The organism is Stenotrophomonas sp. 89682_Sma (assembly GCF_056481405.1).
Window position 1 is genome coordinate 921,013 of the sequence record NZ_CM151147.1, and the last position, 19,085, is coordinate 940,097.

General features: G+C 67.1%; 15 protein-coding genes. 8 read left to right on the forward strand and 7 right to left on the reverse strand.

All coding sequences use genetic code 11. The annotated features are described in order from the left end of the window. The first annotated feature begins 108 nt into the window (after positions 1–108). A complete protein-coding gene (locus ACZK29_RS04175) occupies positions 109–1,500 on the forward strand; it encodes a class II 3-deoxy-7-phosphoheptulonate synthase (RefSeq protein WP_111189432.1) in 1,392 nt (463 codons plus the stop codon). Between the two features lie 572 nt (positions 1,501–2,072). Beyond that, positions 2,073–3,257, forward strand: coding sequence for a mechanosensitive ion channel family protein (locus ACZK29_RS04180; RefSeq protein ID WP_343126072.1), 1,185 nt, complete (start codon positions 2,073–2,075; stop codon positions 3,255–3,257). 92 nt (positions 3,258–3,349) lie between these two features. Here ACZK29_RS04180 and ACZK29_RS04185 read toward each other — a convergent pair whose 3' ends face one another. From ACZK29_RS04185 to typA, 3 genes are read right to left on the reverse strand one after another with little or no spacing between them, the layout of a single operon-like run. After that, positions 3,350–4,972: an amidase gene (locus tag ACZK29_RS04185; RefSeq protein WP_111202670.1), complete on the reverse strand. Its 1,623-nt coding sequence runs from the start codon at positions 4,970–4,972 to the stop codon at positions 3,350–3,352. A gap of 41 nt (positions 4,973–5,013) precedes the next feature. After that, a complete protein-coding gene (locus ACZK29_RS04190) occupies positions 5,014–5,481 on the reverse strand; it encodes a DUF2127 domain-containing protein (protein WP_005415426.1) in 468 nt (155 codons plus the stop codon). A gap of 11 nt (positions 5,482–5,492) precedes the next feature. Further along, complete coding sequence (gene typA, locus ACZK29_RS04195; protein WP_029550652.1) at positions 5,493–7,340, reverse strand: translational GTPase TypA; 1,848 nt, start codon at positions 7,338–7,340, stop codon at positions 5,493–5,495. A 272-nt stretch (positions 7,341–7,612) separates the two neighbouring features. Between typA and ACZK29_RS04200 the strand changes: the two genes are divergently transcribed. The 6 genes from ACZK29_RS04200 to ACZK29_RS04225 all read left to right on the forward strand — a co-directional run bounded on the left by ACZK29_RS04200 (position 7,613) and on the right by ACZK29_RS04225 (position 14,258). Then, positions 7,613–8,104, forward strand: a complete 492-nt coding sequence (locus tag ACZK29_RS04200; RefSeq protein ID WP_005408225.1) for a peptidylprolyl isomerase — start codon at positions 7,613–7,615, stop codon at positions 8,102–8,104. Between the two features lie 118 nt (positions 8,105–8,222). Next, the gene (locus ACZK29_RS04205; RefSeq protein ID WP_004153634.1) at positions 8,223–9,209 is read left to right on the forward strand and encodes a malate dehydrogenase; all 987 of its coding nucleotides are present in this window, start codon (positions 8,223–8,225) and stop codon (positions 9,207–9,209) included. A gap of 122 nt (positions 9,210–9,331) precedes the next feature. Continuing rightward, complete coding sequence (locus ACZK29_RS04210) at positions 9,332–9,946, forward strand: RluA family pseudouridine synthase (protein WP_459048035.1); 615 nt, start codon at positions 9,332–9,334, stop codon at positions 9,944–9,946. Between the two features lie 610 nt (positions 9,947–10,556). Continuing rightward, complete coding sequence (gene prpE / locus ACZK29_RS04215; protein WP_478446708.1) at positions 10,557–12,437, forward strand: propionate--CoA ligase; 1,881 nt, start codon at positions 10,557–10,559, stop codon at positions 12,435–12,437. Between the two features lie 215 nt (positions 12,438–12,652). Then, the gene (locus ACZK29_RS04220) at positions 12,653–13,156 is read left to right on the forward strand and encodes a hypothetical protein (protein WP_111205230.1); all 504 of its coding nucleotides are present in this window, start codon (positions 12,653–12,655) and stop codon (positions 13,154–13,156) included. Positions 13,157–13,202: 46 nt separating this feature from the next. Further along, on the forward strand, positions 13,203–14,258 hold the full coding sequence (locus ACZK29_RS04225) for a suppressor of fused domain protein (RefSeq protein WP_459048034.1): 1,056 nt from the start codon (positions 13,203–13,205) through the stop codon (positions 14,256–14,258). Between the two features lie 121 nt (positions 14,259–14,379). On the opposite strand, the gene ACZK29_RS04230 is transcribed toward ACZK29_RS04225, so the two are convergent. From ACZK29_RS04230 to yczE, 4 genes are all read right to left on the reverse strand, one after another. Next, entirely contained in the window at positions 14,380–14,991 is a 612-nt protein-coding gene (locus tag ACZK29_RS04230; RefSeq protein ID WP_478446709.1) for a glutathione S-transferase N-terminal domain-containing protein, read from the reverse strand. Between the two features lie 84 nt (positions 14,992–15,075). Next, positions 15,076–15,534, reverse strand: a complete 459-nt coding sequence (locus ACZK29_RS04235; RefSeq protein WP_004154513.1) for a cell wall hydrolase — start codon at positions 15,532–15,534, stop codon at positions 15,076–15,078. Between the two features lie 298 nt (positions 15,535–15,832). Next, a complete protein-coding gene (locus tag ACZK29_RS04240) occupies positions 15,833–17,863 on the reverse strand; it encodes an NADPH-dependent 2,4-dienoyl-CoA reductase (protein ID WP_111205233.1) in 2,031 nt (676 codons plus the stop codon). A gap of 513 nt (positions 17,864–18,376) precedes the next feature. Then, the gene (gene yczE / locus ACZK29_RS04245) at positions 18,377–19,006 is read right to left on the reverse strand and encodes a membrane protein YczE (RefSeq protein ID WP_478446710.1); all 630 of its coding nucleotides are present in this window, start codon (positions 19,004–19,006) and stop codon (positions 18,377–18,379) included. Positions 19,007–19,085 lie beyond the last annotated feature (79 nt).

The window sequence follows — 19,085 nt, forward strand, 5'->3', positions numbered from 1 at the left end:
CTGGCGTCGGCCTTTCCCTGCCGTTCAGGCGGGCAGGCCAGCCGGACCGGCCCTTTGCGTCAGCGGCTGGCTCTGCGACCATGACCGCCCCCATCCCGGAAGTCTGCAATGAGCCTGTCCGCCGTTCCGCCCGTCCCCGATCCCGCCGCGACCGCCGCTGGCGCTGCCTGGTCGCCGGAGAGCTGGCGTGGCAAGACCGCGCTGCAGATGCCGACCTATCCCGACCCGGTGGCACTGGACGCGGCCCTGCACGAGCTGAAGCGGCTTCCGCCGCTGGTCACCTCGTGGGAGATCCTGGCGCTGAAGCAGCAGCTGGCCGAGGCGCAGGAGGGCAAGCGCTTCCTGCTGCAGGGCGGTGACTGCGCCGAGAATTTCAGCGACTGCGAATCGGGCACCATCTCCAACCGGCTGAAGGTGCTGCTGCAGATGAGCCTGGTGCTGGTGCACGGCCTGCGCCAGCCGGTGATCCGCGTTGGCCGCTTCGCCGGCCAGTACGCCAAGCCGCGTTCGGCCGACACCGAGACCCGCGACGGCGTGACCCTGCCCAGCTACCGCGGCGATGTGATCAACGCGCCGGCCTTCACCGAAGCGGCACGCCTGCCGGACCCGAAGCGGATGCTGCAGGCCCACGCGCATTCGGCGATGACGATGAACTTCGTGCGCGCGCTGATCGACGGTGGTTTCGCCGACCTGCACCACCCCGAATACTGGAACCTGGAGTGGGTAAGCCACTCGCCGCTGGCCGCCGAGTACCAGAAGATGGTGGCCTCGATCGGCGATGCGGTGCACTTCATGGAGACCCTGGCCGGGGCCCGCGTGCACAACCTCAACCGCATCGATTTCTACACCTCGCACGAAGCGCTGCTGCTGCCCTACGAGCAGGCGCTGACCCGGCAGGTGCCGCGCCAGCAGGGCTGGTTGAACCTGAGCACGCATTACCCGTGGATCGGCATGCGTACCGCTGCGCTCGATGGCGCGCACGTGGAGTACCTGCGTGGCGTGCGCAATCCGATTGCGATCAAGGTGGGCCCGTCGGTGACACCGGACCAGTTGCTGCGCCTGATCGACGTGCTCAACCCGCATGACGAACCGGGCCGCCTGAGCTTCATCCACCGCATGGGCGCCGCGCAGATTGCCGAGAAGCTGCCGCCGCTACTGGATGCAGTCAAGCGCGACGGGCGTCGCGTGCTGTGGGTGTGCGATGCGATGCATGGCAACACCGAAAGCACCGCCAACGGTTTCAAGACGCGCCGCTTTGACAACGTGCGTGGCGAAGTGGAGATGTCGTTCGACCTGCATGCGGCCGCAGGCACGCGCCTGGGGGGCGTGCACCTGGAACTGACCGGCGAGGACGTGACCGAATGCACCGGTGGTGCGCGCGAACTGACCGAGCGTGACCTGGAACGCGCGTATCGTTCGACGGTGGATCCGCGGTTGAACTACGAGCAGTCGCTGGAGATCGCGATGGCGATCGTGCGCAAGCAGGAACAGGTGCGGTAAGGGGTTTTCGGCAGGGCTTGCAGCCCTGCACCTGCCAGAAGCCGAAGCAACAGCAACGGCAGAAGCGGGCATTCCGTGGGATGGCGGGGCGGTGTCGGAGTGCGGGGACGCCGTGAACCCATCCCTGGGGGCTTGGCAGCCGCATCCATGCGGCTGACACCCCGCGCTCCGACACCGCCCCGCCTCTGACAGATTCCGGCGGCTGTTGGTAGGTGTCGACCTTGGTCGACACATCTGTCAGACATCGAATGAGTCATCCACGCACGGCGTGGATCTACCGTGTCGACCAAGGTCGACACCCACCAGGGCAATACGCCGTTCCGACAGGTCGCAGGAAACTGTCGAAGGCGGGGTGGGTCCGGTTGCGGGAGTGTCCGCGGCATGGATGCCGCGGCCAAGCCCCCAAGGATGGGTTTACGGCGTCTCCCGCAACCGGACCCACCCCGCCATCCCACAGGAAACCCGCTTCTGCTTCGGCTGTTGCTGTTGCTCCAGCACGCAGCAGGTGCAGGGCTGCAAGCCCTGCCGACCAACACCCTCCTTACGAACGGCTGACGTGACGCTCATGCGCCATGCGCGAGGCTGTCCGCTTGGCTGTTCGAGTGGAGGTAGCAACGGTGCACTGGCAAAGCGCACAGGCCTACGCATGGCCGTTGGGATTGGCAGCAGTAGTGGGCGGCATCGGCGCGTGGCTGATCCTCTGGATCTATCATCGGCTGAAAGGGCGTGATCGCCGACGTGCCCGCATCGGTCGTGTGCTCGGCCTGCCGATGGCGACCGCATGGCCACTGCTGCTGTTGATCCCCGCGCTGCAGGCCACGCCACTGCAGGATCCTGTGCTGGGCAATCTGCAGCATGTGCTGCACATCGCGCTGACCGCCTGCTTCATCTGGTTGCTGGTGCGCGCGGTGGCGGCGGGTGAGCGCGCGATCCTGCGCAGCCATCCCATCGATGTCTCCGACAACCTGGAGGCACGCCGCATCCAGACCCAGACGCGGGTGCTCAGTCGCGTGCTGATGGGCGGCATCATCGTGCTCGGCGCCTCGCTGGTGCTGTTGACCTTTCCGATGGTGCAGAAGATCGGCACGGCTCTGCTGGCGTCGGCCGGCCTGATCGGCCTGGTGGCCGGTATCGCGGCCAAGCCGGTGTTCGGCAATCTCATCGCCGGTCTGCAGATCGCGGTGACGCAGCCGATCCGGCTGGATGACGTGGTGATCGTCGAAGGCGAGTGGGGCCGCATCGAGGAGATCGGCAGCAGTTACGTGGTGGTGCGCATCTGGGACGAGCGGCGGATGGTGGTGCCGTTGACCTGGTTCATCGAGAACCCGTTCCAGAACTGGACGCGGCGCAGTGCCGATCTGCTCGGCACGGCGTTTCTGTGGCTGGACTACCGGGCGCCGATCGCGGCGATCCGCGCCGAGCTGGAGCGCATCTGTCGTGGCGAAGCGCTGTGGGATGGCCGGGTCTGCGTGACCCAGGTGACCGAGACCAGCGAGCGTGCGATCCAGGTGCGGCTGCTGGTCAGCGCGCGCAGTTCCGGCGATGCCTTCGACCTGCGCTGCCTGGTACGCGAGCGCATGCTTGATTTCCTGGCGCGTGAGCATCCGCAGTCGTTGCCGCAGGTGCGTGCGCGGCTCCAGCATGCAGACGAACTGGACATGCCGCGCGGTCCACGTGCACGCACCGTGGATGTGCGATCGCCGGGGGCGGAGGATGGCGAGGCCGCGATCGTGCCGATGGAGGCTCGTGACCGGTAGTGCCGGCCGCTGGCCGGCAACGTCGGGATGATCGAGCTGCCGGCCAGCGGCCGGCACTACCGGAGGTCAGGATCCCCCGGCGTCACCGCCGATCACGGCTCGCCGGCGTCGATCAGCGCATCGGTATCGAAGTGCGGCGGTCGCCGGGCACGGGTGCGCTGCTCGTAGGCGTAGGCCATCTCGATCAGCTTCGGCTCGCTCCAGGCGGTGCCCATGAACAGCAGGCCGACCGGCAGGCCATCGATCTGGCCCATCGGCACGGTCAGGCTGGGGTAACCGGCCACGGCGGCGGCGCTGTAGCTCTCGCCGGGGAAGTCGTCGCCCTCGCTGCGGATCGGCCACGCCACGCCGGTGGTCGGCGCCACCAGCGCATCGAGTTGATGGGCGGCGAGGGCGGCATCGATGCCTTCCGGGCCGGCCAGCCGGCGCGCATCGCTGCGCGCGCGGATGTAGGCCGGGTCTGCCAGGCCGGCGGTGGCGTCGGCCTCCACCAGCAGCTCCTGGCCGAACAGGCCCAGCTCCTGCTTGCTGTGCGCCTGATTGAACGCGATCAGCTCGGCCAGGCTGCGCAGCGGGGCGCGATGGGTGCTGAAGTAGCGCTCCAGGCCCGCCTTGAATTCGTACAGCAGCAGCGTGCGCTCGGCCTCGGCCCAGGCGCCCTGGTTGGGCAGTTCGACGGGTACCACGACGGCACCAGCGCGACGCAGCTCGGTCGCTGCCTGATCGATCAGCGGCGGCATGCCGCGGTATTTCAGCAACGGCGTCTGCAGCAGGCCGATGCGTTTGCCGCGCAGGCCCTGCGGGTCCAGGCGCGCGGTGTAGTCGTAGACCGCACGGCCGGGCATGGTCGCGGTGGCGGGATCGGCGTCATCGCGGCCGGCGATCGCGGTCAGCACGGCAGCAGCATCGGCGACGCTGCGTGTCATCGGTCCGGCGGTGTCCTGGCTGAAGGAGATCGGCACGATGCCATCGCGGCTGACCAGCCCGACAGTCGGCTTCAGGCCGACCACGCCGTTGATCGCGGCCGGGCAGACAATGCTGCCGTCGGTTTCGGTGCCGATCGCCACGCTGGCCAGGTTGGCGGCCACGGCCACCGCGCTGCCGCTGCTGGAGCCGCACGGTGAATGGCTGATGCGGTAGGGGTTGCGGGTCTGGCCGCCGCGCGCGCTCCAGCCGGAGATGGAGTCGTTGCCGCGGAAGTTGGCCCACTCGCTGAGGTTGGTCTTGCCCAGCACCACGGCGCCGGCGTCGCGCAGCCGGCGCACCAGGTAGGCGTCGTCCGGGCGGAAGCCCTGCAGGGCCAGCGAGCCGGCACTGGTGGCCATCGGTGCGGCGTTGATGTTGTCCTTCAGCAGCAGGGGGATGCCATGCAGCGGACCGCGCAGGCGACCTTCGCGGCGCTCGCGGTCGCGTGCGGCGGCTTCCTTCAGGGCATCGGGGTTGAGCTCGATCACCGCGCGCAGGCGTGGCCCGGTGCGGTCGAGGCTGGCGATGCGCTGCAGGTAGGCCTGGGTCAGGGTGGTGCTGTCCAGCTCACCGGCGGTCATCCGCGCCTGCAGGTCGGCGACATCGGTTTCGGCGTACGGGAACGGCACGTTGCGGCTCGCAGGTTCGGCCGCATGCGCGCTGGGCGTGGCCGGGCTGCAGCCAGCCGAAAGCAGCGCCGGCAACGCGGCGAGCAGGCAGGTCAGCAGAGGCGGCAAGGACGGGCGCATGGGGCGGCTTGGTCGGCTCCAATCCCCAGTGTAGCGGGTGCTCAGCGGTGGCGCTTGCGCAGGTCGCGGGCGAGGACGTAGACCACGATCAGGTTGATCGCCAGGATTGTCCACGACGGCCAGCCGGGATGGCGGATGATCGCGAAGATGTCGAAAGGCAGGTACAGCGAGGCGGTCAGGCAACCCAGCCAGGAGGCCCAGGCCTTGGCCCGCCACAGGCCCCAGGCTTCGACCAGGTGCAGCAGGCCGTAGCCGATCATTCCCGCCGCGGCCAGGTGGACCGCGTCGGGACTGATCATGTGCAGCAGCGAGGGCAGGGTGCCATGGTCCGGATCCAGGCTGAAACGCCGGATCAGGACCATGATGCCGTGCCGCAGCGGCTGCGGCCCGAGCACTTCCAGCCCGGTGGCGGCCAACAGCGCAAGCATCGCCTTGCTCGCTTCGAGCAGGGCGATGACATGCAGGCCCGGATGCCGGTGTGGATCCGGGTTGTAGCCGCTCTGGTTCACGGGGTGCTGGCTCAGCCGCCGCGCGAAGCCTTCTTGCGGTCGCTTTCGGTCAGGAACTTCTTGCGCAGGCGGATCTCCTTCGGGGTGATCTCGACCAGCTCATCGTCTTCGATGAAGTCCAGGGCCTGTTCCAGCGAGTACTTGATCGCCGGGGTCAGCTGGATCGCATCGTCCTTGCCCGAAGCGCGCATGTTGGTCAGCGGCTTGGTCTTGATCGCGTTGACGGTCAGGTCGTTGTCCTTGGAGTGGATGCCGACCAGCTGACCTTCATACACGTTGTCGCCTTCAGCAGCGAACAGCTTGCCGCGTTCCTGCAGCGGGCCCAGCGAGTAGGCCGGCGTGGTGCCCGGTGCATTGGCGATCATCACGCCGTTGATGCGCTTGGCGATCGCGCCCTGTTCCTTCGGACCGTAATGGTCGAACACGTGGAACAGCAGGCCCGAACCCTGGGTCAGGGTCTTGAACTCGTTCTGGAAGCCGATCAGGCCACGGGCCGGGATCTGGTACTCCAGGCGCACGCGGCCCTTGCCGTCCGATTCCATGTTCTTCAACTGGCCCTTGCGGGTGCCCAGCTTTTCCATCACGCCGCCCTGGTGGATTTCTTCGATGTCCACCACCAGCTGCTCGATCGGCTCCATCAGCTGGCCGTCGATTTCCTTGATGATCACTTCCGGGCGTGACACGGCCAGCTCGTAGCCTTCGCGGCGCATGTTCTCGATCAGCACCGACAGGTGCAGCTCGCCACGGCCGGAGACCAGGAACTTGTCGGCGTCTTCCAGCTGCTCGACCTTCAGGGCCACGTTGTGGACCTTTTCACGGTCCAGGCGGTCCTTGATCTGGCGGCTGGTCAGGAACTTGCCACCGGACAGGTCCTTGTTGCCGGCGAACGGCGAATTGTTCACCTGGAAGGTCATCGAGATGGTCGGCTCGTCGACGGTCAGCGCAGGCAGGGCTTCCGGGAAGTCCGGTGCGCAGATGGTGTCGGAGATGGTCAGCTCCTGGATACCGGAGATGGCCACGATGTCGCCGGCCTCGGCCGAATCCTGCTCGATGCGCTCCAGGCCCATGAAGCCCAGCACCTGCAGCACCTTGCCGTTGCGCTTCTTGCCTTCACGGTCAATGACCGCGACCTGCATGTTCTTCTTCAGGGTGCCGCGCTGGATGCGGCCGATGCCGATCACGCCCACGAAGTTGTTGTAGTCCAGCTGGCTGATGCGCATCTGGAACGGGCCTTCCGGGTCCACTTCCGGGCGCGGCGCGTGCTGCATGATCGCTTCGTACAGCGGGGTCATGTCGCCGTCACGCACGGTGTCTTCCAGGCCGGCATAGCCGTTCAGGCCCGAGGCGTAGACGATCGGGAAGTCCAGCTGCTCGTTGGTGGCGCCGAGCTTGTCGAACAGGTCGAAGACCTGGTCGATCACCCATTCCGGACGGGCGCCCGGACGGTCGACCTTGTTGACCACGACGATCGGCTTGAAGCCCATCGCGAAGGCCTTCTGGGTCACGAAGCGGGTCTGCGGCATCGGGCCGTCCATCGCATCGACCAGGATCAGCACGGTGTCGACCATCGACAGCACGCGCTCGACCTCACCGCCGAAGTCGGCGTGGCCGGGGGTATCGACGATGTTGATCCGGTTCTTGATGCCGGTCTTCTTGTCTTCCCAGGTGATGGCGGTGTTCTTGGCCAGGATGGTGATGCCGCGTTCCTTTTCCTGGTCGTTGCTGTCCATCACGCGCTCGGCGAGGACGGTGCGCTCGGACAGGGTGCCGGACTGCTTCAGCAGCTGGTCGACCAGGGTGGTCTTGCCATGGTCGACGTGGGCGACGATGGCGATGTTGCGAAGATTTTCGATGGACATACGAAAGGGGGCCAGTCGGCGCCGGATTTGGAAAAAGAAGTCCAACATTATACGTCGAACTTGACGATTCGCGAAAAGGTGGATTTCACGCCGGCCCAGCGGCGCATTCAGCTGGCTGTCCGCCGCTTCGGCCGAGGTCGCCAGGACGGGGCCCCCGGCTCACCTTCCGCTGGCTGAAGGCGGGGGCTCCACCGATGGTCGAAGGCACCGCCGCCACGAGGCAGGTGTAAACTAGGTGGCTAGACGCATTCCCCTTTGCACCAAGGATCTTCATGTCCCTCATCGCCACTTTCGACACCACCCAGGGCCCGATCAAGGTCGAGCTGTTCGCCGACAAGGCGCCGCTGACCGTGGCCAACTTCGTGAACCTGGTCAAGCACGGCTTCTATGACGGCCTGATCTTCCACCGCGTGATCGCCGACTTCATGATCCAGGGCGGCTGCCCGCAGGGTCGTGGCACCGGCGGCCCGGGCTACAAGTTCGAAGACGAGAAGAATGGCGTGAAGCACGAGGTCGGCTCGCTGTCGATGGCCAACGCCGGCCCGAACACCAACGGCAGCCAGTTCTTCATCACCCACATCAAGACCGATTGGCTGGACGGCCGCCACACCGTCTTCGGCAAGGTCCTGGAAGGCCAGGCCATCGTCGATTCGGTCAAGCAGGGCGACGTGATCCATTCGATCACCCTTGAAGGCGACGTCGACGCCGTGCTGGCCGCCCAGGCCGACCGCGTCGCGGAGTGGAACAAGCACCTCGCCGCCTGATCCCCCTTCGAAACGGCCACCCACGGGTGGCCGTTTCCCTGTTCCCCGCCGCCCGCCAGGCCTGCGTGGCTCCGCCCGCGGCGTCCCATCAAACGCTTGCAAGCAAGAGGAAACCCCCATGAAAGCACCCGTTCGTGTTGCCGTGACCGGCGCCGCCGGCCAGATCGGTTATGCCCTGCTGTTCCGCATCGCCTCCGGCGAAATGCTGGGCAAGGACCAGCCGGTCATCCTGCAGCTGCTGGAACTGCCGGTCGACAAGGCCCAGGCCGCCCTGAAGGGCGTGATGATGGAGCTGGAAGACTGCGCGTTCCCGCTGCTGGCCGGCATGGTCGGCACCGATGACGCCGAAGTCGCGTTCAAGGACGCCGACATCGCCCTGCTGGTCGGCGCGCGTCCGCGCGGCCCGGGCATGGAGCGCAAGGACCTGCTGCTGGAAAACGCCAAGATCTTCACCGCCCAGGGCGCGGCGCTGAACAAGGTCGCCAGCCGCGACGTGAAGGTGCTGGTGGTCGGCAACCCGGCCAATACCAACGCCTACATCGCCATGAAGTCGGCCCCGGACCTGAAGCCGGAAAACTTCACCGCCATGCTGCGCCTGGACCACAACCGCGCGCTGAGCCAGCTGTCGACCAAGCTCGGCAAGCCGGTCGGTGGCATGGAGAAGCTGGTGGTGTGGGGCAACCACAGCCCGACCATGTACCCGGACTACCGTTTCGCCACCGCCGATGGTGCGTCGATCGCCGATGCGATCAACGACCAGGAGTGGAACGCCAACACCTTCATCCCGACCGTGGGCAAGCGCGGCGCGGCGATCATCGAAGCCCGTGGCTCGTCCTCGGCTGCGTCGGCCGCCAATGCCGCCATCGACCACGTGCGTGACTGGGTGCTGGGCAGCAACGGCAAGTGGGTCACCATGGGCGTGCCGTCCGACGGTTCCTACGGCATTCCGGAAGGCGTGATCTTCGGTTTCGCGGTGACCACCGAGAACGGCAAGTACACCCTGGTCAAGGATCTGCCGATCGACGACTTCAGCCAGAAGTACATCGACAAGACCCTGGCCGAGCTGGAAGAAGAGCGCGCCGGCGTCGCCCACCTGCTGGGCTGATGCGGGCGGTACCGGTGCGAGCCGGTACCTCTTCCATCAAGGTAGGTACCGACCGCTGGTCGGTATGCAGAAAACGGGGAGGCTTCGGCTTCCCCGTTTTTGTTTGGAATTCCTGGAACCGCATGATCCACCTGCATTACATCGATGACGCGCTGCTGGTGGCCGAGAAGCCGGCCGGCCTGCTGTCCGTGCCTGGCCGCAGCGCCGAGAACCAGGACTGTGTCGTCGCGCGCCTGCAGGCGCTGTACCCGGATGCGTTGACCGTGCATCGCCTGGACCAGGTGACCTCCGGCCTGCTGCTGCATGCGCGTGGCAAGGACATGCAGGCAGCGTTGTCGATGCAGTTCGAGCAGCGCCAGGTTGGCAAGCGGTATGAAGCGGTGGTGCAGGGGTTGCTCGAAGGCGATGCCGGCGAAGTGGACCTGCCGCTGATCGTGGACTGGCCGAACCGGCCGAAGCAGATGGTCGACCATGAGCGTGGCAAGCCGGCGTTGACCCGCTGGCGCGTACGGGCCCGTGATGTTGAGGCGCAGCACACCCGGGTGGAGTTGGAACCGATCACTGGCCGCAGCCATCAGCTGCGCCTGCACATGGCCAGCCTCGGTCATCCCATCGTCGGCGACGTGCTGTATGACGCGGCACCGGCGCAACGCGTGCATCTGCATGCGCGCAGCCTGCGGTTCACCCACCCGGTGACGGGCGAAGCGCTCGCGTTCGAGTCTGCGGCTCCGTTCTAGGGGGTCGGCAGGGCTTGCAGCCCTGCACCTGCAGAATCAACGTCAACATCAACGTCAAAAGCGGGCTGTCCGTGGGTTGGCGGGGCGGTATGGGTGGGCAGGACACGCCGTAAACCCATCCATGGGGGCTCGATGGCGCCATCCATGGCGCCAACGGTCCCGCCCACCCACACCGCCCCGCCTCTGACAGATTCCCGCGGCTGTTGGTAGGTGTCGACCTTGGTCGACACGATTTTTCTTTCAGATATCGAATGAGTCATCCACGCATTGCGTGGATCTACCGTGTCGACCAAGGTCGACACCGACCAGAACAATATGTCGTTCCGACAGCTCGCGGGAAACTGTCGAAGGCGGGGTGGGTCCGGTTGCGGGAGTGTCCGCGGCATGGATGCCGCGGCCAAGCCCCCAGGGATGGGTTTACGGCGTCTCCCGCAACCGGATCCGCCCCGCCATTCCCCAGTAGCCCAGCTTTTGACGTTGACGTTGATTCTGCAGGTGCAGGGCTGCAAGCCCTGCAGAACAAAACCCCACCCCCTACCAAGGTAGGGCGGCCCGCGCGCCAGCGCCGGACTATCCTCGAACCCATGACTTTGTCTGGGAGGGCTGCGTCATGAACTACGAGGAAACCTACCGTCGCTCGATCGACGAGCCGGAGGCCTTCTGGGGCGAGGAAGCCAAGCGCATCCATTGGCATAAACCGCCGCAGCAGGTGCTCGACTACAGCAACCCGCCATTCCGGCGCTGGTTCGTCGGCGGCGAAACCAATCTCTGCTACAACGCCGTGGACCGCCACCTGGCCGAGCGTGCCGACCAGCTTGCGCTTGTCGCCATCTCCACCGAGACCAACAGCACACGCGAGATCACCTATCGCCAGCTGTACCGCGAAGTGAACGACTTCGCCGCCGTGCTCAAGCACCTCGGTGTCGGCCACGGTGACCGCGTGGTGATCTACATGCCGAACATGGCCGAAGCCGTGTTCGCGATGCTGGCCTGCGCGCGCATCGGTGCGGTGCACTCGGTGGTGTTTGGTGGCTTCGCCGCGCACAACCTGGCGCTGCGCATCGACGACGCCAAGCCCAAGCTGCTGATCGCGGCCGATGCCGGCATGCGCGGTGGCAAGCTGATTCCGTACAAGCCGATGGTCGACGCCGCCTGCGCCGAAGCAGCCTCGCCACCACCGCACGTGCTGATCGTGTCGCGCGGACTGGACGCAGCCGAACCGCGCGTGCCGGGGCGTGACGTGGAGTACACCACGCTGCGCGCGCAGATCGGTGAGGTCGATGTACCGGTGCAGTGGCTGGAAGCGAGCGAGCCGAGCTACCTGCTGTATACCTCCGGCACCACCGGCAAGCCGAAGGGCGTGCAGCGTGATGTCGGTGGCTATGCGGTGGCGATGGCGCAGTCGATGGAAACCGTGTTCGACTGCAAGCCAGGGCAGGTGATGTTTTCCACCTCCGACGTCGGCTGGGCCGTCGGCCATTCCTACAACGTCTACGGCCCGCTGATCGGTGGCTGCACCTCGCTGCTGTACGAAGGGCTGCCGACCAATCCCGATCCGGGCATCTGGTGGGCGCTGTGCGAGCAGTACAACGTGCGCACCATGTTCTCTTCGCCCACCGCGATCCGCGTGCTGAAGAAGCACGACGCGGACTTCATCCATCGGCATGACCTGCGTGCGCTGAAGTACCTGTTCCTGGCCGGTGAGCCGCTGGACGAGCCCACCGCGCACTGGATCAGTGAAGCGCTCGGCAAGCCGATCATCGACAACTACTGGCAGACCGAGACCGGCTGGCCGGCACTGACCCTGCTGCCGGGCCTGGAAATGAAGCCGGTGCGCTTCGGTTCGCCCGGTTTCCCCAATCTTGGTTACCGGATGAAGGTGATCGACGAGAACACCGGCGAGGAGGTCGCGCCGGGGCAGAAGGGCGTGCTGGTGGTGTCGCCACCGTTGCCGCCGGGTTGCATGAGCACCGTGTGGAACGATTACAGCCGCTTCCTGCAGAGCTACTTCAGCCACTTCAAGGAACTGTTGTACAGCTCGCTGGACTGGGCGATCCGCGACGACGATGGCTACACCTTCATCCTCGGTCGCACCGATGATGTCATCAACGTAGCCGGGCATCGCCTCGGCACACGCGAGATCGAGGAAGCCATTTCCAGCCATCCGCGCGTGGCCGAGGCGGCGGTGATCGGGGTCAAGGACGAGTTGAAGGGGCAGGTGCCGCTGGTGTTCGTCACCCTCAAGCAGGGGCTCAACGGTGAGGATCCGGCGCCGGTGGTGGCGGAGATGATGGCCACGGTGACCACCTCGCTCGGCGCGGTCGCGCGCCCGGCGCATGTGCATGTGGTCAACGCACTGCCCAAGACCCGTTCGGGCAAGTTGTTGCGGCGCTCGCTGCAGGCGCTGGCCGAACAGCGTGATCCGGGCGACCTGTCGACGCTGGATGACCCCAGCGCGCTGGAGGAGATCCGCCGCGCGCTGGGGCGCTGATCCGGTAGTGCCGGCCGCTGGCCGGCATCCCCATCAATCCCGAGGTTGCCGGCCAGCGGCCGGCACTACCCGCGGCACTTGCGCTAAGCTCGGCCTGTCATCGACCTGCAATACGCGGCGCGCGCCGGGGAAGGCGCGTGCCGTCCGGGGATGGCACACAGGGGAGCGTGCCCGCCAGGGCGCGCCGGCATTGCGCATCGAGGGAGGGGGAGGCAATGGCATTGCTGCACGCCAAGACGGCTGCTGGCCGTCAGGAAATCGAAGACCGTGGCCGGCGCCTGCCGGCGGCATTGCGTTCGATCCTGCTGATGGTCGACGGCCATCGCGACGACACCGAACTGCGCGGCCTGTTCGAAGGCCTGCGCGCACCGGTCGATGCACTGGAGCAGCTGGAAGCGCTGGGCCTGATCGAAGTGATCGGTGGCAATGCCGAGGTGGCACCGGTACGCGGCATCAGCACCGGCCGCGAACAGGATCCGGCGTTGTACCAGCAGTTGTACGACGCGATGAGCGAGGCGGTGCGGCGCCACCTCGGCCTGAAGGGCTACTTCATGCAGTTGAAGATTGAACGCTGCACCGATGCACTGGCGTTGGAACGCCTGTGCCCGGAGCTGCTGGCCGCGGTGGGAAAGGCGCGCAGCCCGGCGCTGGCGCAGCGCTGGTGGCAGGAAACCCAGGCGGCGGTGGTGAACGCTGGCAATGAGGTCGTGCAGGCCTGACTCACCGCGTAAAGTGATCGGTTCACTTCCCCACAAGGAGTCCCGCGTGCAGGACGACCACGACGACACCGATACCCTCGGCTGGGACGCGATCAATGCGGCGCTGGCGCCCCTGTATGCCGGGCAGGAGCCGCGTCATTTCGGCACCGCGCTGCCTTACACGCTCGGTGGCCAGGATCCGCTGGATGGCATCAGCGTGTACTGGGTGGATGCGCCGGTACCGCATTGGCACTACATCACCTACGGCTTCTCCGAGCTGTACGCCAAGGAGAGCAGCGATGCCGGCGCCAGCGGCTATGGTTTCGAGCTGACCTTCCGCCTCGCTGCCGAAGCCGGTGAGCACGCCGGCAGCACGCCGCCGGTGTGGCCGATGAACCTGCTGCAGAACCTGGCGCGCTACGTGTTCGGCAGCGGCAACGTGTTCGAGGATGGTCACCACCTGAATGCCAACGGCCCGATCGCGCTGGAGACCGACACGCGCCTGTGCCACCTGGCCTTCATTGCCGATCCGCAGTTGCCTGCGCGCGACACCGCCAATGGCCACCTGCAGTTCCTGCAACTGGTCGGCCTGACCAACGAAGAGATGGAGGCGGTCAAGCGCTGGTCGACGCGCGGTGTGCTGCAGGCGCTGCAGCCGGCGATGCCGCTGTGGATCAGTGATCTGCACCGTCGCAACCTGCTGGAGGATCCGGCACTGGCAGCCCAAGTGCAGGCCGGCAGCGAGCGCGAGGGCTCCAGCACCGGCATGCTGTTCATCGAGACGTTGGATTGGAGGCAGGAGGCCGGCGTCACCACCCTGGTGCTCGGCGCGGGCCAGGTCGCCAGCGTCTGCGAACTGCTGCCGCTGCGCCTGCGCCACGGAAAGTCGCTGGAACTGGCCAGCCGCGAGCGGCAGTGGGAGTTCATTCCAGCCGAGCGCGGTGACGTGGGCGAAGTCTCGGCCGACAGCGCGCGCTGGGCCCTGGACGAGACGGGGCTGCAGGCCCTGGCAGGCGTGCGTGCCGAACGTGGCATCTACCCGGTGGCGGGAGCGCTGCGCATCGAAGTAGTGCCAACCTACCTGCGCGACGCCAACGGTGAAGTGATCCGCCAGATCGGTTGACCGCACCGATGAAATCTACGGGGTCAGAGCCGCCTGCGGTGCAGGCGGATCCGACCCCGCGTTCGGAGGGCTGCGGGGTCAGATCCGTTCGCCACGCGAACGGCCCTGACCCGGGGCATCCTCAGGCCAGGCCTTCGGCCTTCAGCGCGGCCTGCACACCGGCATCGGCGTCCATGCGTGCCTTGTAGGCGGCCAGGTTGTCCAGGCCGGACAGGTCGACCTTGGTGCCGGCGGCCCAGCGCAGGGTGATGTAGAAGTACGGGTCGGCGAAACTGCGGAAGCCGGCCAGCCACGGCTTGTCGGTCAGCTGCTTGTCGGCGGTCTCGAACAGGCCACGCAGGCGCTTGTGTGCGGCGGCGCGGATTGCATCGAACTGGCTTTCGTCGGCAATGAACTTGCCCGGCGCGAACAGCGGCGAGAAGGCCGGGTGCACGTCGGAATTGACGAAGGCCAGCCAGCGGGTGGCTTCGGCACGCTGTCGCGGGCTGCCATCACCGCCGAGGCCGGCCTGCGGATAGGTGTCGGCGATATAGCCCATGATCGCGGCGTTCTGCAGCAGCACGAAATCGCCATCGACCAGCGCGGGCACCGCGCCGGCCGGATTGATCTTGAGGAATTCCGGACCCTTCAGGGTGTCCTTGTTCAGCAGTTCGACCTCGAACGGCTGGCCGGTCCACTGCAGGGCGATGTGGTCGGCGGTGGAACAGGCACCGGGCTTGCTGTACAGCTTCATGGGAACTCCAGGTGATGCGGGCGGGAAACGCCCACTATCCCAGAGCCTGGCGGCGGGCGGCAACGCTGCCGCCAGCACGGATCGTTACGACTGCCGCGGCTTGAGGTTCTGCACCTTATAGAAGGTGTGATCGCCGATGGTGGCCACCTGGTAGGCATTGCGCCAGTTCGGGCTGGCGATGGACAGCGCGGCGAAGTGGCTGGCACCGGGCACGATCTCGCGGCGCTCGCCTGCCGGCAGCGCCCAGTTGCGCTCGGCGTCGAAGGCCACGTTCATCGCCTCGCTCCAGGCTGCGTCGTTGCCCAGCTGGGTGCCGGGGGAGACGATGGTTGGTGCGAACTGCTTGCGCGCGGTGACCACCTGGCACATCGAGTCGCCCCACAGGCCACTGTCGAGACGGCGCAGGGCGACCTCGGCAACGGCCTGCTGGCCGCGCAGGGTCTGGTCGCGGGCTTCCAGGTAAACGGTGGTGCTCAAACACAATGAATCAGCGGCCGGCTGCGGCAACAACTGCGACAGCCAGAGAATCCAGGCCAGTTTCATATAACTCCTTGCTCCGTGTGGGCCGCACTCTCCACTTCCGGTCGCAGGGGCGACAGGACGCGAGGTACGACTTGGCGTCATGGGGAGGCGGCCATCGGGGCCGCCCCGTGGGCGGCCCCAAAAGACACGATCAGTACCGATCGAAGGGGCCGCACCGGCTCACCGGAAACTGGCTGGTGAGCGGAAAGATGGCGCAAGGTAGGGGGGCATAGCCGAACGCATCGTGAACCGCCAGGCTTGACATTCAGGTTCGGGAGGGGTGACGGAAATCACATTCCGTCACCCATTCAGGCACTCATCAGAGCCCAGCGGCGACCCGACTGCCCTGGTCGATGGCCCGTTTTGCATCCAGTTCTGCGGCCACATCGGCGCCGCCGATCAACGTCGCGCTGATGCCAGCGGCCTGCAGCTCTGCCTGCAGCGCACGATTCGGTTCCTGCCCGGCGCAGATCACCACCTGATCGACCGGCAGCAGCTGTTCGCTGCCCTCAACGCGGATGCGCAGGCCTTCATCGTCAACACCCAGGTACTCGACGCCGCCGAGCATGCGCACGCCCTTGGCCTTCAGCGTGGCGCGATGGATCCAGCCGGTGGTCTTGCCCAGCCGCGCACCGGGCTTGCCCGGGCTGCGCTGCAGCAGCCACAGCCGGCGCGGCGAGGCCTCGGCCTGCGCCCGCGCCAGGGAGCCGCGGGTCTCGAAGGTACTGTCCACGCCCCATTCGGCCATCCAGCGCTGTGGGTCCAGCGAGGGCGACTCACCGGCGTGGCTGAGGAACTCGCCGACATCGAAGCCGATGCCGCCGGCGCCGATGATCGCTGCATTGGCGCCCACCGTGACCCGGCCCAGCAGCACGTCCAGGTAGCTGACCACCTTGGCGTGGTCGGCGCCGGGGAAGTCGACCTTGCGCGGGGTGATGCCGGTGGCCAGCACCACCTCGTCGAAGCCGGCCAGGCTGGCCGCATCCGCTCGCGTGCCCAGGCGCAGCTGCACGCCGGTTTCAGCCAGCTTGTGGCGGAAATAGCGCAGCGTCTCGTGGAACTCTTCCTTGCCGGGGATGCGCTTGGCCACGTTGAACTGGCCACCGATCTCGTCGTTGGCATCGAACAGGGTGACCTGGTGGCCGCGCTCGGCGGCCACCGTGGCGCAGGCCAGGCCGGCCGGGCCGGCACCGACCACCGCAACCTTTTTCGGCGTGGCAGCAGGGTGGTAGACCAGCTCGGTCTCGTGTGCGGCACGCGGATTGACCAGGCAGCTGGCCAGCTTGTTCTCGAACACGTGGTCCAGGCAGGCCTGGTTGCAGGCGATGCAGGTGTTGATTGCCTCGGGGTGGCCGGCTCGGGCCTTGTTCGGCCACTGCGGGTCGGCCAGCAGCGGGCGCGCCAGCGACACCATGTCGGCGCCGCCATCGGCCAGGATGCGCTCGGCGACCTCGGGCATGTTGATGCGGTTGGTTGCCACCAGCGGCACCTTCACATGCGGCTTGAGCTTGGCGGTGACACCGGCAAAGGCCGCGCGCGGCACCGAGGTGGCGATGGTGGGAATGCGCGCTTCGTGCCAGCCGATGCCGGAATTGATGATCGTCGCGCCAGCGGCCTCGATGGCCTGCGCCTGCTGCACGATCTCTTCCCAGTTGCTGCCGTCTTCCACCAGGTCCACCAGCGACAGCCGGTAGATGATGATGAAGTCCGGCCCGCAGGCCTCGCGGATGCGGCGCACGATCTCTACCGCAAAACGCATGCGCTGGTGGGCGTCGCCACCCCAGCGGTCGGAGCGCTTGTTGGTGCGCGGGGCGATGAACTCGTTGATGAGGTAGCCCTCCGAGCCCATCACTTCGACGCCGTCGTAGCCGGCTTCGCGGGCCAGCTTTGCGCTGCGTGCGTAGTCGGCGATATGCCGCTCGACACCGCTGGCCGACAGCGCACGCGGGGTGAACGGATTGATCGGTGCCTTCAGCTTCGACGGTGCCACCGACAGGGGATGGTAGGCATAGCGGCCGGCATGCAGCAGCTGCAGGCAGATCTTCGCGCCATGCTGGTGTGCGGCGGCGGTGAGCTGCCGGTGCGGGCGTACTTCCCAGGGCCAGGACAGCTTGCCGCCGAATGGCTTCAGCCAGCCCACCACGTTGGGCGCGAAGCCGCCGGTGACGATCAGGCCGACACCGCCCTCGGCGCGCTCGGCGAAGTAGGCTGCCAGGCGCGGGAAGTCGCGGGCGCGATCTTCCAGGCCGGTGTGCATCGAACCCATCAGCACGCGATTGCGCAGCTGGGTGAAGCCCAGGTCCAGCGGGGCGAACAGATGGGGATAGGCGCTTTCGTTGGCTGGCGACATGGTCGATACGCTTGCGTACGGAAGCGCGAAGCGTGCCGGGAAACGGCGGCCGGGGCAAGGGGCGCGGGCGTAGTGCCGGCCGCTGGCCGGGTACGCTCGGCACATGCGTGCTGTCGCTCCCGCAATTCGCTGCGCGAACCGCGGGCCCCACTTACCGGCCTCCACGCCCCCGCGCCTGCGGCGCTGTCCCCGAACTCCGGGGGGCGGTAGTGCCGGCCGCTGGCCGGGTACGCTCGGCACATGCGTGCTGTCGCTCCCGCAATTCGCTGCGCGAACCGCGGGCCCCACTTACCGGCCTCCACGCCCCCGCGCCTGCGGCGCTGCCCCCGAACTCCGGGGGCGGTAGTGCCGGCCGCTGGCCGGGTACGCTCGGCACATGCGTGCTGTCGCTCCCGCAATTCGCTGCGCGAACCGCGGGCCCCACTTACCGGCCTCCACGCCCCCGCGCCTGCGGCGCTGCCCCCGAACTCCGGGGGGCGGTAGTGCCGGCCGCTGGCCGGCATACGGGGCAGCTCAGGGTGATTGCGGTTGCCGGCCAGCGGCCGGCACTACCGGGGGACGGCCAATCCCGAACCAGCCCAGCGTTACCCCGCACAGGGGGCCGATCAGCAGGGCGAAGGCGAGGGTGCCGACACCGACGTTGCCGCCGAGCCACCAGCCCAGCAGCAGCACGCTGCCCTCGATCAGGCTGCGTACCTTCCAGATCGGCCAGCCGGTGCGGGCGTGCAGGCCGGTCATCAGGCCATCGCGCGGGCCAGGCCCGAGCTTGGCGCCGATGTACAGGCCGGTAGCCAGGGCGACCAGCAGCATGCCGGCGCAGAACATCGCCAGCTGCCAGCCAAGGCCGACCGCCGAGGGGAGCAACCACAGACCGAACTGCGCGGATGGGCCGATCAACATCACGTTGAGCACGGTGCCGATGCCCGGCTTCTGCCGCAATGGCCACCAGAGCAGCAGCACCAGCGCGCCGATCACATTGGTGGCCAGGCCGAACGACAGCGGTGTCTGTGCGGCGATGCCCTGCGACAACACGTCCCAGGGGGCTACGCCGATCGCTGCACGGATCATCAGCGAGGCGCCGAAGCCGTAGAGGAACAGGCCGATGATCAGTTGCAGCAGTCGCAGGGGCAGGGCGGTAGGCATGGCGGTGCTCGGGGAGAGGGGGATCTGTTTCCACCGTAATCCCGATTCATCCGTCGCCATAGATACAGATGCCGGCCAA

Coding starts and splice junctions, on each gene's coding strand:
- yczE (WP_478446710.1), bottom strand. CDS start 19,006: ATGCCTACCGCCCTGCCCCTGCGACTGCTGCAACTGATCATCGGCCTG.
- ACZK29_RS04175 (WP_111189432.1), top strand. CDS start 109: ATGAGCCTGTCCGCCGTTCCGCCCGTCCCCGATCCCGCCGCGACCGCC.
- ACZK29_RS04205 (WP_004153634.1), top strand. CDS start 8,223: ATGAAAGCACCCGTTCGTGTTGCCGTGACCGGCGCCGCCGGCCAGATC.
- ACZK29_RS04230 (WP_478446709.1), bottom strand. CDS start 14,991: ATGAAGCTGTACAGCAAGCCCGGTGCCTGTTCCACCGCCGACCACATC.
- typA (WP_029550652.1), bottom strand. CDS start 7,340: ATGTCCATCGAAAATCTTCGCAACATCGCCATCGTCGCCCACGTCGAC.
- ACZK29_RS04185 (WP_111202670.1), bottom strand. CDS start 4,972: ATGCGCCCGTCCTTGCCGCCTCTGCTGACCTGCCTGCTCGCCGCGTTG.
- prpE (WP_478446708.1), top strand. CDS start 10,557: ATGAACTACGAGGAAACCTACCGTCGCTCGATCGACGAGCCGGAGGCC.
- ACZK29_RS04200 (WP_005408225.1), top strand. CDS start 7,613: ATGTCCCTCATCGCCACTTTCGACACCACCCAGGGCCCGATCAAGGTC.
- ACZK29_RS04220 (WP_111205230.1), top strand. CDS start 12,653: ATGGCATTGCTGCACGCCAAGACGGCTGCTGGCCGTCAGGAAATCGAA.
- ACZK29_RS04240 (WP_111205233.1), bottom strand. CDS start 17,863: ATGTCGCCAGCCAACGAAAGCGCCTATCCCCATCTGTTCGCCCCGCTG.
- ACZK29_RS04210 (WP_459048035.1), top strand. CDS start 9,332: ATGATCCACCTGCATTACATCGATGACGCGCTGCTGGTGGCCGAGAAG.
- ACZK29_RS04235 (WP_004154513.1), bottom strand. CDS start 15,534: ATGAAACTGGCCTGGATTCTCTGGCTGTCGCAGTTGTTGCCGCAGCCG.
- ACZK29_RS04180 (WP_343126072.1), top strand. CDS start 2,073: ATGCGCGAGGCTGTCCGCTTGGCTGTTCGAGTGGAGGTAGCAACGGTG.